At 32.3% G+C, this 13,839-nt stretch carries 12 protein-coding genes; 3 read left to right on the forward strand and 9 right to left on the reverse strand.

Annotated features, from left to right (window positions below; all coding sequences use genetic code 11):
* Nucleotides 1–7: 7 nt before the first annotated feature.
* Complete coding sequence (rpsR, locus tag QWY92_RS08625; RefSeq protein WP_042498218.1) at nt 8–304, reverse strand: 30S ribosomal protein S18; 297 nt, start codon at nt 302–304, stop codon at nt 8–10.
* 2 nt (nt 305–306) lie between these two features.
* On the reverse strand, nt 307–645 hold the full coding sequence (gene rpsF / locus QWY92_RS08630; protein ID WP_290270322.1) for a 30S ribosomal protein S6: 339 nt from the start codon (nt 643–645) through the stop codon (nt 307–309).
* Nucleotides 646–853: 208 nt separating this feature from the next.
* Between rpsF and QWY92_RS08635 the strand changes: the two genes are divergently transcribed.
* The gene (locus QWY92_RS08635) at nt 854–1,549 is read left to right on the forward strand and encodes a LytR/AlgR family response regulator transcription factor (RefSeq protein WP_290270324.1); all 696 of its coding nucleotides are present in this window, start codon (nt 854–856) and stop codon (nt 1,547–1,549) included.
* Nucleotides 1,550–1,594: 45 nt separating this feature from the next.
* Here the strand turns inward: QWY92_RS08635 and priA are convergent, their stop codons facing one another.
* The 4 genes from priA to nadC all read right to left on the reverse strand — a co-directional run bounded on the left by priA (nt 1,595) and on the right by nadC (nt 6,452).
* Nucleotides 1,595–4,045, reverse strand: a complete 2,451-nt coding sequence (gene priA, locus QWY92_RS08640) for a replication restart helicase PriA (RefSeq protein ID WP_290270327.1) — start codon at nt 4,043–4,045, stop codon at nt 1,595–1,597.
* A gap of 64 nt (nt 4,046–4,109) precedes the next feature.
* The gene (locus QWY92_RS08645; RefSeq protein WP_290270329.1) at nt 4,110–4,532 is read right to left on the reverse strand and encodes a DUF2147 domain-containing protein; all 423 of its coding nucleotides are present in this window, start codon (nt 4,530–4,532) and stop codon (nt 4,110–4,112) included.
* Nucleotides 4,533–4,534: 2 nt separating this feature from the next.
* The gene (locus QWY92_RS08650) at nt 4,535–5,476 is read right to left on the reverse strand and encodes a YihY/virulence factor BrkB family protein (RefSeq protein ID WP_290270332.1); all 942 of its coding nucleotides are present in this window, start codon (nt 5,474–5,476) and stop codon (nt 4,535–4,537) included.
* A gap of 115 nt (nt 5,477–5,591) precedes the next feature.
* Complete coding sequence (gene nadC, locus QWY92_RS08655; protein WP_290270333.1) at nt 5,592–6,452, reverse strand: carboxylating nicotinate-nucleotide diphosphorylase; 861 nt, start codon at nt 6,450–6,452, stop codon at nt 5,592–5,594.
* Between the two features lie 127 nt (nt 6,453–6,579).
* On the opposite strand from nadC, the gene rlmH reads away from it, so the two are divergent.
* Entirely contained in the window at nt 6,580–7,053 is a 474-nt protein-coding gene (rlmH, locus tag QWY92_RS08660) for a 23S rRNA (pseudouridine(1915)-N(3))-methyltransferase RlmH (RefSeq protein ID WP_290270335.1), read from the forward strand.
* A gap of 199 nt (nt 7,054–7,252) precedes the next feature.
* Here rlmH and QWY92_RS08665 read toward each other — a convergent pair whose 3' ends face one another.
* The 3 genes from QWY92_RS08665 to QWY92_RS08675 all read right to left on the reverse strand — a co-directional run bounded on the left by QWY92_RS08665 (nt 7,253) and on the right by QWY92_RS08675 (nt 12,952).
* Entirely contained in the window at nt 7,253–7,552 is a 300-nt protein-coding gene (locus tag QWY92_RS08665; protein ID WP_290270337.1) for an HPF/RaiA family ribosome-associated protein, read from the reverse strand.
* A gap of 99 nt (nt 7,553–7,651) precedes the next feature.
* Complete coding sequence (locus QWY92_RS08670; protein ID WP_290270339.1) at nt 7,652–8,068, reverse strand: response regulator; 417 nt, start codon at nt 8,066–8,068, stop codon at nt 7,652–7,654.
* A 3-nt stretch (nt 8,069–8,071) separates the two neighbouring features.
* The gene (locus tag QWY92_RS08675; protein ID WP_290270341.1) at nt 8,072–12,952 is read right to left on the reverse strand and encodes a PAS domain S-box protein; all 4,881 of its coding nucleotides are present in this window, start codon (nt 12,950–12,952) and stop codon (nt 8,072–8,074) included.
* A 277-nt stretch (nt 12,953–13,229) separates the two neighbouring features.
* Between QWY92_RS08675 and QWY92_RS08680 the strand changes: the two genes are divergently transcribed.
* Nucleotides 13,230–13,802, forward strand: coding sequence for a non-canonical purine NTP diphosphatase (locus tag QWY92_RS08680; RefSeq protein WP_290270343.1), 573 nt, complete (start codon nt 13,230–13,232; stop codon nt 13,800–13,802).
* Nucleotides 13,803–13,839: the final 37 nt, after the last annotated feature.

Here is a 13,839-nt window from a genome sequence, read left to right on the forward strand (position 1 = left end):
CAGTATTTTATTTTAATAAATCAGCTACGTAAGGCATTAAAGCTAAGTGACGTGCTCTTTTTACAGCAACAGACACTTTTCTTTGATACTTTAATGAAGTTCCTGTTAAACGTCTTGGTAAAATTTTACCTTGCTCATTAACAAATCTTAATAACCAGTCTGCATCTTTATAATCTACATACTTGATACCAGACTTTTTGAAACGACAATATTTCTTTTGCTTATTAGTTTCAATATTTAAAGGCGTTAAATATCTAATTTCGCCGTCTTTTTTTCCTTTAGACTGTTGTTCTATTGATGACATAATTAAGCTTTTTGTTTAAGTTTTTCTCTTCTTCTCTCTGCCCAAGAAATAGCATGTTTGTCTAACGCTACAGTTAAGTAACGCATAAAACGCTCGTCACGTCTAAACTCTACCTCTAAAGGATTGATAACCTCTCCGGCTACTTGGTACTCAAATAAGTGATAAAATCCACTTTTTTTGTTTTGAATAGGGTAAGCTAACTTTTTTAGCCCCCAGTTTTCTTTTGATACCATCTTAGCACCGTTAGAAGTAAGGAAATCTTCGTATTTCTTTACTGTCTCCTTTATCTGATCTTCAGATAAAACGGGATTTAAGATGAAAACAGTTTCATAATGATTCATAAAAATCGTTTTAATGTTAAAAATTGGGTGCAAAAATAATTCATTTATGTATATTAAACAACTTTATCGCCTCTTATTTTACAGCTTAAATTAAGAGAAATCTAAATGTTAACAAAGTGTTAAAATTAACGCTTTAACGGTGTTTTTTGGTTTTTAGCTGAAAGTTTTGTACTTTTGTCGATATCTTAACCGAAATAAAACAAATGTTATGACAATAAACTGTGTAGTAGTAGACGATTCAGCCATACAACGCCTCTCGATAGTAAAGCTAGTAGAGAATCATCCTGGCTTAAACTTGATTGCAGAGTATAGTAGTGCTTTGGAAACAAAAAATGGTTTAAACACCCACCAAGTCGATTTAATATTTTTAGATATCGAAATGCCTGTCCTTAATGGATTTGAACTTTTAGATGTTTTAAACAACAAACCGCAAATTATTTTTGTTACCGGTAAAACCGAATATGCGTTTAAAGCATTTAACTATGATGCTACCGATTATTTACACAAACCTATCACCAGAGAACGTTTTAACGTTTCTGTAGATAAAGCTTTAGAGCAACACAGATTAACTTTAGACTTTAACGAAGAAGATGGTGAACACATTTTTGTAAAAAGTAACCTTAAAAAACGTAAAGTCTATATTAAAGATATTAAATGGATTGAAGCTCTTGGAGATTACGTGAAATTAGTAACCGAAGAAAATAGCTTAGTCGTTTTATCAACTATGAAATCTTTTGAAGCAGAATTACCAGAAGGTAAGTTTTTAAGAATTCACAAATCATATATTGTAAATCTTGATAAAATAGACAGATTCAACAGTAAAAACGTTGAAGTTGGCGCTTATGAAATTCCTTTAAGTAGAAATAAGAAAACACAATTAGTAGACGCTTTAAATAATATTTAAACACCTATTGATGTTACTGATTTAATTAAAAACCCCGTTCTTAAATTAGTAATTATCAACATTTAAAATTACGCGAACCGATCTAAAATCTTTTATATTAAAGAAGCTGTTATTAATTTTAATAATAGCTTCTTTTGTTTTTGCTAACGATTGTTTCTTCGGAATTTTAACTAAAATGTTTTTATGATATTGATTACGAATTCTTGCCACAGGCGGAAATTCAGGCCCTAAAATATTATCTTTAAAAACTTGCCTTAATGATTTTGCATACCAATCTGCTGCAATCTCCACTCGATTATAATCTTTATGCTTTAATGTGAGCTTTATCTGTTTATAAATTGGTGGATACTTAAAATTATAGCGTTCATCCATTTGCTCTTTATACATGGCGCTGTAATTATTGGTAGACACCTGCTGCAAAATATTATGATACGGATTATAAGTTTGAATTAAAACCTTTCCACGCTCCTCCGTTCTTCCTGCCCTACCCGACACCTGCAACATCAGTTGAAAGCTTCGTTCATGCGCTCTAAAATCAGGAAAATTCAACATATTATCAGCATTCATAATACCAACTAACTTCACATTTCTAAAATCCAAACCTTTCGTTAGCATTTGTGTGCCCACCAAAATTTCAATTTCCTGTTGTTCTAAAGCGGTTATTATTTTTTCATAACCATATTTCCCACGTGTGGTATCCAAATCCATACGTCCTACTTTGTTTTCGGGAAACAATAATTTTACCTCAGCCTCTATTTGTTCGGTTCCAAAACCTTTATTATCCAATTCTGGGCTGCCACAAGCATCACACTTTCTAAGCATAACAATACTATAACCACAATAATGACAACGTAATTGATCGCGGTATTGATGATATGTTAAACTCACATCGCAATTCGGGCACTGTGGTGAATTCCCACAGGTACTACATTCTACAATAGGCGAAAACCCTCGGCGGTTTTGAAATAATATTATTTGATGACCATCGGCCAACGTTTGAGTCATTTCAGCAATAAGGCTATCACTAAAATGACCTTTCATGCGTTTTTTCTTCTGCTTTTCTTTAATATCAACAAGCTCAACTTCTGGCATTAACACATCATTAAACCGATGCATAAGCTCAACAAAACCATATTTATTTTGTTGCGCATTAAAATAACTTTCTAAACTAGGTGTTGCCGAGCCTAATAATACTTTAGCTTGATGTATATGCGCTGAAACCACAGCCGTATCGCGTGCATGATAACGTGGCGCAGGATCAAATTGTTTAAATGACTGCTCATGCTCTTCATCTACGATAATTAAACCCAAATTATCGAAAGGTAAAAATATCGACGAACGGGCGCCAAGTACAACTTTAGCTTTCGCGGAATTAAGCAAAACTTGGTTCCAAACCTCAACGCGTTCATGTGCTGAATACTTAGAATGAAATACCGCAACCTGATCTCCAAAATAATTTTGAAGTCGAGTAACCAACTGGGTTGTTAAAGCTATTTCAGGTAATAAATACAATACTTGCTTACCTAATTTTAAAACATCCTCAATTAACTTAACGTACACTTCGGTTTTCCCGGAAGATGTTACGCCATGCAAAAGTGTTACCTGATGATCTTTAAAAGTTGTTTGAATTTCTGCTAATGCTTGTTCTTGATGATTATTTAGTGCTTTTGAATCTTCATTCTCTTCTCCTGAATATTGTACTCTATCAATTTGAATGTAATATTCTTCAAGTATCTCTTTATCTATTAATGATTTTATAATGGATGATGATGCGCCGCTTTCCGCAGATAAATCGGAAACTTTTATAGGCTTCTTGGTTTTCGCTGAAATTGAAAATAAAGTCATTACCACATCTCGCTGTTTCGGAGCACGACTTAAATCGTTTAATAATTGATGAAGTTCCTTTTCAGTAGAATAAAAAGAATGCATTTTAACATAGCGCACTAATTTCGGTTTATATTTTTCGTAAACCTCCTCTTCAACAATAATAGCTTCCTTTTCTATTAAGCGTTTTATAACTGGTAAGACATTTTTCTTATTCAGAATATTAGAAATGTCTTGAACTTTTAATGACGATTGATGACTCAACGCTTCAAAAACCAAAAATTCATCATCTTTCAAAATCGATTCATCTATGGTTTTACTCATGTTTTTAGAAACCATCGTTTCGCTTTCTAAAATAAAAGCGTTTGGCAACGAGGCGCGCATGACATCACCTAAAGTACATAAGTAATAACTCGAAATCCAATCCCAAAGTTTTAATTGCTTTTGATTGACTACAGGCGTTTCGTCTAAAATTTGCTGAATATCTTTAGCATCGTAAGCCGTTGGCGCATCGTTATGCACCCGATAAACAATACCGGTGTAAATTTTAGATTTCCCAAAAGGAACCGCGACACGCATGCCTGGCTTGATAAAATCAAACTCGGATGCCGTAATACTATAAGTAAATAGTTTTTGAAGCGGAATGGGAATTATAACGTCTATGTAGTGCAAACTAGGTATTGATTATGAGTTACTAGTTGATGGTTAATCGTTTTTGCTAACTGAATACGCTATACTAACTATGGCGGATCCAGTATTGCGTAAGATATAGAAAGGCTATATAACCTCGAACTTGAAGCTCACCAGTTTCTTCATTTAACACAATTCTACACTTGTATTCTTTACCGTTTTCAGCATCGAAAATAGTTCCGTTTTTATACTGATCGCCATGTTTTTCAAGGTCGTTAATAATAACCATCCCTAAAATAGGTTTATCTTTTTTATCGCCTTCACAATCTTCACACAAGGTGTTTTTATCAAATGGCTCTAGTATTTCTATAACTTTCCCATACACTTTACCATTTTCTTCGTAAATATCTATAATGCATTTGTTTGAGCCCGTTTCATCATCAACTGTTTTCCATTTCCCCAAAATATCTTGAGATTGAACAGATATAGACAGCATGCAAATTGTAATTAACCAAATGTATTTTTTCATAACTAAAAGCTTTTTCTAAGTTTATTTAATGAGGCATTTAACTCGTAACCTAACAACAAAATATTGGAGTTAAGCCAGAGGTAGAATAATAAAATCAACAAAGCCCCAATGGAGCCGTATAATTTGTTGTATTGTCCGAAATTTTCAATATAAATTCCGAATAAATATGATGTTAAAATAATAAGTAAAGTTGTAAAAATAGCACCTACAGAGAAGAAACTAGAATATTTACCTTCTTTTGTTCCAAAATAATATAATGTGGCAGTTGCCAAATACACCATAAGCACAAAAAAGAGATATTTAACAACATCGGTCCAAAACACACCTTGACTTGCCACTTGGTATCCTCGATGTTCTAAAGCATCAAACAAACCTTGCACAACATACAGTTGAAAATATCCTAAAACAGCAATAGTAATAATAAGTAAAAACGCCAAAATTAAGGCGATACTCAAGGCATATAAATATTGCTTAAATACATTACGCGAAAGCTGTTCGTGATAGGAGTTTTCGAAGCCTGAAAACACCGCATTTACGCCGTTTGCCATTAAACCTATAGAAAGTACAAACACTGAAGACAGCAATCCACCACGTTGAGACTGGTCGATGTTTTCGAAAATGTTTTCAAAGAAAAAATCGGAGGTACTTGGTGGTAAAAACGATTCTAGAAACACTAAAAACTCTATTTTAAAATCATCAATAGGGACATATGGTATAATGATTAAGACAAATAATAAAAACGGAAAAATAGCCATAAAAAAGCTAAAGGCAATAGCACTTGCCCGTGAGGTCAACGCGCCTCGTGCAATACCTATAATGTAAAGCTCTAATAAATCGTAAGATGAGAGCCCTTCTAAGCCCGGTAATTTTATTTGTTTAAAAAAACGCACCAAGACATTAATGACAGGAATTTTATTGAGTTTGTCTTCTATGGGTTTTGTCATTAATTAAAAATTTGTATCTCATACAAAGTTAACAAAGTATTTACCGAAAGCAAGACATAAAAAAAGAGTGTTTTAAATAAAAACACTCTTTTTAATATTTTATAAAAATAAAAATTTACTTCATTGCTTTTAAGCTCAAATCCATATTGTGTACAGAGTGTGTTAATGCGCCACAAGAAATAAAATTAACGCCACATTCGGCATAATGACGAATTGTGGTTTCGTTAATGTTTCCAGAAGATTCTGTTAAACATTTATTTCCTATTAATTTTACGGCTTTTCGAGTATCTTCATAATCGAAATTATCGATAAGTATGCGGTAAATACCATCACTTTGTAGAATCTCTTCAATTTCGCTTAAGTCTCTAGCTTCAACCATAATTTTTAAATCTTTTCCGGTTTCTTCTAAATAATCTTTAGCCATTGTAATAGCTTTTGTAATACCTCCTGCAAAATCAATATGATTATCTTTTAGCATAATCATATCATAAAGGGCAAATCTATGATTTTCGCCTCCTCCAATTTTAACCGCCCATTTTTCTAATACACGAATACCTGGTGTGGTTTTTCTAGTATCTAAAATTTTGGTTTTTGTACCTTCAACTAAATCTACAAACATTCTAGTTTTAGTTGCAATAGCACTCATACGTTGCATAGCATTTAATACCGTACGTTCCGCTTTTAAGATAGACTGTGACGAACCTTCGACATACATAACAATATCGCCGTAGGTTACCTCTGTGCCATCTTCAATAAGAACATCTAATTTTAAATTCTTATCAACGTAAGCAAATACTTTTTTAGCAAAATTTACGCCACCAATAATACCTTTATCTTTTACTAAAAGTTTGGCTTTACCTCTTGCATTTTCAGGGATACAGGCTAGAGAGCTATGATCACCATCTCCAACATCTTCTCGGATTGCGTTGGAAATAATCATCTTTAATTCTGTATCAAATTGCTCCTGTGTTATCATATTAGTCTTTTGGTTTTCACAAAAGTAACAAAATGATGGACAAAAATAAATTTTACATTTACGAAATTTTAGTTTTTTTCTTATTTAAATACATTATTCATAAATTGTAAATAGTAATTTTGCTTTTATGACTATCAAACTTATTGCCATAGGAAAAACGGATAACAAGCAACTTTTGCAGTTAATGGATGATTACCAAAAACGCTTAGGGTTCTATATTAAGTTTTCGTTAGAAATTATTCCTGACATTAAAAATGCTAAAAATTTAAGCGAAGATTTACAGAAACAGAAAGAAGGTGAGCTTATTATAAAAAAGCTTTCTAACACCGATGTTTTAATTTTATTAGATGAAAACGGGAAGCAATTTACTTCGGTTGGCTTTTCTGGGTATTTACAAAAACACATGAACTCTGGTATTAAGCAGCTTGTGTTTGTTATTGGTGGGCCTTATGGTTTTTCTGATGCTATTTACCAAAAAGCGAATGGAAAAATATCTTTATCTAAAATGACATTCTCGCATCAAATGATTCGTTTATTCTTTATTGAACAGCTTTATCGTGGATTTACCATTTTAAGGAACGAACCTTACCATCATAGGTAGTATTTACTCTAAAGCGAATCGTTTCTTTTTGTTCGCTATAATTAATACTTATTCTTGCGAAAGAAATAGCCTTATTTTTTTTTCTAATTTCTATCGTTTAGTTTCTTTCTCTATTTTCTCGTTTCCCACATTAGGAAACAAAAAAAGATGATTAAAACTTAATTCAACCATCTTTTTAAATTTCTATTATTTAATTTTTTTAATGTGTTTTATATACTTCTTTTCTTTTTTTAAGTTGACGCTCTAAATCGTTAATGGTCTCGCGAACGGACACTTCGTAATTGGCTTCGTTTGAGGTAGCAAAAATTCTAGGTCCTGGTAAACTCAACTCAATATTACAAATTTTACCTGTTTTATAATCTTTATCATCATGCTTAAAATGTACGGTAGCACTTATTAAAAACTCATATCTATTAAATAGTTTCTCTAATTTTTCTTTTGTGAAGCCTGATAATGTTTCACTAACATCTACGCCTACGTATTCAAAATTTATCTTCATAATATGCTCTTTTTATTATTTATTTTCAGTTTAGAAATATTCTTAATCTATTATCTAAATTTAAAAAATAATTCAGAGAAAATGCCATAAATTGATAACTTATTTTAAATGTTCACCAAGCATATTTTCCATAATTTTCTTTAATTCGCTTGGTGCTATAGGCTTAACTACATAATCGGATACATCGTTTAACTTTTCAACTTTTTCAATATCTACAGGGTCTACAGATGAAGACACCATATATATTATTGTTTTTTTAGCTAACGTACTTTTAATTTCACTATAAGCTTCCATAAATTGAAACCCATCCATAACAGGCATATTGATATCTAGAAAAATAACATCGGGTAACTTCTTTTTTTCGTTATGATGATTCATTATAAATTCCATAGCTTCTTCACCATCATAAAAACTTATTATCTTTTTCTTAAACTTAAGAAGCTCAAGAGTTTTAACTACCGTAAATTGATAGATATCATCATCATCAATAATACATATATTTACTGGGGCAACCATAAATTACATTTTATTAAAATTAATACTAAAAACCGAACCTTTATCAACTTCACTAGTCGCACTTACCACTCCTCCTAAAGCTTCTACTTGGGCTTTAACCATAAACAAACCAACACCTTTAGCTTCTGGATGTCTATGAAAAACCTTATTTAAACCAAATAACTTATGTCCATGTCTTTCTAAATCGATTCCCAAACCATTATCCTTAAACTGCAATATTACATTTCCATCTATAATTTCGGATTGAATAGATATTTCAGGGGTACGATATGGCGATCTATACTTTATAGAATTCCCAACTAAGTTAAGAAAAATACTTTCTATATAAATTCTATTATATCGTATTTTATTTACTTTTGAGAAATCATTACTAAAAATAACATTATTTTTAATAATTTCTCCCGAAAGAATCTCTTTTGTTTTATTTAAAACTTCCTCAAAAGCTATATCTTCAAGCTCTATTGGGGTATTGTTTTTAATTCGAACAGCATCAACTAAAGTGTTTAACGTTAGCGTCAAGTGATTTATAACTTTTTCGAACTTAGCAAATAACAATGTTTTTTCTTCTGTGCTTTCTGAGGCATTATAAAAACCTAGCAATGAATTAAGGTTACTCACCGGGGCTCGTAAATTATGAGACGTTATATGAGTGAAATCGGCTAACTGTTTGTTATTAAAAGTTAATTTTTGCGCTAAATTCTCTAAATTATTTTTAGCTTCAATTATTTTATCTTGCTCTTCTTTTTTCTCTGTGATATCTTGACAAGTACCCACCAACTCTAAAATTTCTCCCGAATCATTTGTATTTACTACTCCTAAAAGATGAATAAATTTCACTTTCCCGTCTGACGCGATAATGCGATGCTCGAAATTGTTATAAAATTTCTTTTCTTCAATTGATTTTCGAACATAAAAGGTTACCGCCTCTTTATCTGCTGGATGCACAAAACTAAAATAAGTTTCATAACTTAAATCGGTCTTATTTTCATCTAAACCAAAAATTCCATATAAATTAGACGACCACTTTAGTTCATCATTGACAATATCCCATTGCCAATTTCCCATCACATTTATTTTTTCTGCAAAAGTAAGCAATTGGTTTTTTCTTACAAGTTCTGCCTGTGCTAATTTTTGAGCCGAAATATCGCGTATAGCTGCAGAAACCAAAACGCCTTCCTCGGTTTCTAATGGGCTTAAATTTATTTGAACAGGAAACTCTTCTCCTTTCTTGTTCATAGCTTTTAATTCCTCATCACCAGACGACTCGGTTCCCATTAAATCTCCTAATACGGTATTGACTTTAGACTCACATCCTGTTAAAAACCGTTTTGGTAAAAGTAAATCGACAGACTTATTAAATAACTCTTCAATTTTATAACCAAACATTTTTTCTGCTTGCTTATTTATCATTTGAATTTTAGAGTTTTCATCTGTAATCACCATAGCATCTGGTGCTGATTCCAATAAACCTCTAAACTTATTTTCGGCCATTTTTTGCTCAGTAATATCTTGACAGGTTCCAATCATCTCAATAACACTTCCCGAGTCATTAGTACCCACTTCCCCTAAAAGCTGTACCGTTTTTACTTTTCCGTTTGTTAAAATTCGATGTGAAAAATTTGTAAATCCTCCTCCTTTGGCTGCATTATCAAAATACTCACTTACTAAATCTTTATCTTCTGGATGAACAAAGCTGAAATATGTATTAAAGCGCAAATCGACTTCTTCTTTCTCAAGCTCGAAAATATTGTAGAGGTTACTAGACCATTCTACCCTATCCTCAAGAATATTCCAAATCCAATGCCCCATAAGGGTGATTTCTTCGGCAAAGTTAAGCAGTTGATTTTTACGCAAAAGCTCATTTTTAGCTAATTTTTGCTCCGTAATATCTCGTATTGCTGCAGAGACTAAAACGCCTTGTTCGGTTTCTAATGGGCTTAAACTAATTTGTATTGGTATTTCTTTTCCGGCTTTATTAATACCGTACAACTCTTTCCCGTCACCAATAGATCTTACTCGAGGTGTGTTAAAAAATCCAACACGATGCGTCTCATGCGTACCTAAAAACCTTTTAGGTATAAGTATTTCTACCGATTCGCCTATTAATTCATCAATATGATAGCCAAATAATTTTTCTGCTTGTTTGTTTATAAGTTGTATTTTGCCTTGCTCATTGGTTATTACCATAGCATCTGGAGCAGACTCCAATAAGCCTCTAAACTTATTTTCTTCCATTTTCTGTTCGGTAACATCTTGACAGGTTCCTATCATTTCAAGAACTTCGCCTTGATCATCAAGAATGACCTCTCCCATAAAATGAACTGTTTTTATAGTTCCATTACCAGTAATAATACGATGAATAAAATTTTCTGGGAATTTTTTTTCGATAAAAGCATCTTCAACATAACGAGTTATAAAGGCTTTATCATCGGGATGCACATAACTAAAAAATGTATCGTACTTTAAGTTCACCTCTTTTACATCATGTTCAAAAATGCCATACAAATTAGCTGACCAGGTTAGTGTATCTGTAACTACTTCCCATTGCCAATTTCCCATCTTGGTTATTCTTTCGGCAAAACTTAAAAAATGATTTTTGCGCAACAGTTCAGCTTCTTTCATTTTCTGTTCGGTAATGTCTTGACAAGCACCTATAATTTCAATAACTTCTCCTACTTCATTTGTAATTACCTTTCCTAAAAGCTGAACTATTTTCACATTTCCTTTGGCTGTAATAATACGATGTAAAAAATTATTTTCAAAAGCTTTTTCTTCTACTGAACCTTTTACATGAAGTGCTACTTTTTCTTTATCATCGGGATGAACAAAATTAAAAAATTCATCAAACCCCATAGTAGAGTCACTACTATCTATCTCATAAATCTCGCACATTCCTGCCGATATTTTCCCTGTATTATTAATAATGTCCCATTGCCAGCTCCCCATCATTGTGATTTTCTCGGCAAATGTTAATAACTGATTTTTTCTTAAAAGCTCATTTTCTGCAATTCGCTTTTCCGAGACATCGGTTGACACTCCTAAATACCCAATAAGGTTATTCTGTTCATCTTTAATTGAAGTTAGCGTTAACTGTACTGGCAGCGTTGTTCCATCTTTTCTTAAATACGTCCATTCACGGGTATCATGAGCATTAGTTTTTGAGAGTTCTAACTGCGCCCTAAAGCCCTCTAGAGACTTGCCATATCGTTTTGCTATATCAATTCTAAAATTCTCTATTTCATCCTCTAAATGATAAAAAATTGGTCTTTTTATTCCTACTATTTCAGATGCAGAATAGCCCGTTAGAATTTCTGCTCCGTGGTTAAAGTGATTAATAATTCCTTCTGTATCGGTAGATACAATAGCTATTGTTCCAGAGTTAAAAATAGCTTTTAACTCTGTGTGTGCTTTATTTAAAGCTAACTCAGACTTTTTTATTATATCAATATCTTGAAAAACACCAAAAAGACGAATACAATTACCATCGACAAACTCAGCCTGGCCAATTGCACGTGTCCAAACGGTGTTTCCTTTAGCTGTTATTAATTCTAACTCCAAGTCATAAGAAGTTCCAAGTTCCATTGCCCTTTTAACAGCCTCTTCAATGGCATCTCTACTTTCTCCTTCTTTAAAAAATGCAATTGCTGTTTCTAAATCTGGCTCATAATTTTCAGGTACTTCGTGTATTTCAAAAACAACTTTACTCCAAAATATTGTGCCTTTTATTAAATCTATATCCCAAGTTCCAATACGGGCTATTTCATTCGTTTTATCTAATATTTTTTCTATGCGCTCTTTTTCTTCTTCTTTCTCTTTTAAATGGGTAATATCTCCAGTATGCATTATTAGCCCACCAACAACTCCTTCAGAGATATACCAAGGTCTTACATCCCAATAAATCCATTGCACTGTGCCATCTTTGCGTACAAAAGGAGCTTCGTCACATTTATCAATTGCTCCATTCAAACATTTTTGATGATTTGCTTTCCAGTCTTCTCCTATTTCAGGGAAAAGATCATAATGACAACGACCAATTACCTCTTCATCTTCCATCTTATAATCTAAAATCCATTCTTTAGAAGCAGCTATATAACACATATTTGTGTCTAACATAGCAATAGCTGTGGGCGCTTGCTCTATAAAAATTTTATTATAAGTGTCTTTAATTTCTAAATCTGCTTTAAGAATTTCAAGCTCTAAAACATTTTTCTTGATTCGTTCTTCCGATGCGCTTAACTCTTCATTAATAGCAATAAGTTCTTTGCTTTTCAAAGAAAACGCTTTTAATGAAGGAAATAAAATGAATAAATAACTACCAAGCATTAACAAAAAAACGCTTATTGCAAAAGCATATATTACAATTTTCAAATTTCGAAGTTTGCGTGTTTCGGCTTTTTGATAACTACTAAGTAAAGTATCAATATGTTGCAAGTAATGTTTTTCAGCTTCGGAAATTTTTTCTACTTCAATTTTTAAAAGTTCCACATTTGAAGCATCAATAATACGAGCACTAGACAATCTTAAACTTTTAAAATAATCTTTATTAAATTCAATAAGAGAATCTAAAGCGCTATTATTTCCGTTTTGATTATTCCCACTTTTTAAGGAATCGTCTAAATCATGCCACGAATCTATCAACGCTTCTAAAGCGCTAACCGTATTTTTATTGGCAAAATTTCGACCACCAAAACCAATATCATGCACAATTCTATTAAATCGTTGGCTTAGGGCACGTTGTTCTGTAATTATATTAATTACATTCGCATTTGAAATTTGTGAATTAATACCACTGTGAATTATAAATAACACCGCAGCTATAATTATTGCTATTGTAAGTAATAATAGCTTATATCTGTATTTAATCGATCTCTTTAAATTTTTCATCAATAATTATATAAACCAATTAAAAAAGATTGATTTTAATTAAACAAAATTATATTTCAAAATAAATTATTAAAAATTTTGGATACACCATAAGCCACTTGATTGTATACTTGTAAGAAAAAGATATCCTAAATATTTTAATTAAGAGAATGTATAAATCATTATTTGGGACAAATATATTTAGACGTGCGCAAAGTACGAAAATTCCACGTAATCCTTTTGTTTTTTTCTTGCTTTGTTATATAATATACGTAAAATAAACTAAAACTAGACCAACATGCATATTGTTTTCGCTACCAACAACTTAAATAAAATTAAAGAGGTACAAGCCCTAATGCCAGAGCATATCACACTTTTGAGCCTAAAAGACATTGGTTGCACCGAAGATATCCCTGAAAACCAGCCGACTATCGAAGGAAATGCAATGCAAAAAGCCAACTACATAAAAACGAACTATAACCACGACTGTTTTGCTGATGATACCGGACTGGAAGTTACTGCATTAAACGGCGAACCAGGAGTGTATTCGGCACGTTATGCTGGAGAACAACGTAGCGATAACGATAACATGGATAAACTACTCCATAACTTACAAGATAAAACAGACCGCAGTGCGCAATTTAAAACCGTAATCGCACTTCATATTAACGGCCTTACGCATACTTTTACAGGTATTTGCAAAGGCGAAATAACCACCAAAAAACAAGGCGAAAAAGGTTTTGGATACGATCCCATTTTTAGTCCCACGACCTTCAATATGACATTTGCAGAAATGGACTTAGTTGAAAAAAACAAAATTGGTCACCGCGGCAAAGCTGTAAGACAATTAGTCGGTTTTTTAAGCGAATAAAAAACAACTAAAAAGCGTAAAAAAAAATTCTTTTTCC

This window comes from Algibacter miyuki (assembly GCF_030409805.1).
Classification (GTDB): domain Bacteria; phylum Bacteroidota; class Bacteroidia; order Flavobacteriales; family Flavobacteriaceae; genus Algibacter; species Algibacter miyuki.

What these genes read in the sequence shown, in the direction of transcription:
- QWY92_RS08680 (WP_290270343.1), top strand. Translation starts at nt 13,230, where the DNA reads ATGCATATTGTTTTCGCTACCAACAACTTAAATAAAATTAAAGAGGTA.
- rlmH (WP_290270335.1), top strand. Translation starts at nt 6,580, where the DNA reads ATGACTATCAAACTTATTGCCATAGGAAAAACGGATAACAAGCAACTT.
- QWY92_RS08665 (WP_290270337.1), bottom strand. Translation starts at nt 7,552, where the DNA reads ATGAAGATAAATTTTGAATACGTAGGCGTAGATGTTAGTGAAACATTA.
- QWY92_RS08650 (WP_290270332.1), bottom strand. Translation starts at nt 5,476, where the DNA reads ATGACAAAACCCATAGAAGACAAACTCAATAAAATTCCTGTCATTAAT.
- QWY92_RS08675 (WP_290270341.1), bottom strand. Translation starts at nt 12,952, where the DNA reads ATGAAAAATTTAAAGAGATCGATTAAATACAGATATAAGCTATTATTA.
- rpsR (WP_042498218.1), bottom strand. Translation starts at nt 304, where the DNA reads ATGTCATCAATAGAACAACAGTCTAAAGGAAAAAAAGACGGCGAAATT.
- QWY92_RS08670 (WP_290270339.1), bottom strand. Translation starts at nt 8,068, where the DNA reads ATGGTTGCCCCAGTAAATATATGTATTATTGATGATGATGATATCTAT.
- QWY92_RS08645 (WP_290270329.1), bottom strand. Translation starts at nt 4,532, where the DNA reads ATGAAAAAATACATTTGGTTAATTACAATTTGCATGCTGTCTATATCT.
- rpsF (WP_290270322.1), bottom strand. Translation starts at nt 645, where the DNA reads ATGAATCATTATGAAACTGTTTTCATCTTAAATCCCGTTTTATCTGAA.
- nadC (WP_290270333.1), bottom strand. Translation starts at nt 6,452, where the DNA reads ATGATAACACAGGAGCAATTTGATACAGAATTAAAGATGATTATTTCC.
- QWY92_RS08635 (WP_290270324.1), top strand. Translation starts at nt 854, where the DNA reads ATGACAATAAACTGTGTAGTAGTAGACGATTCAGCCATACAACGCCTC.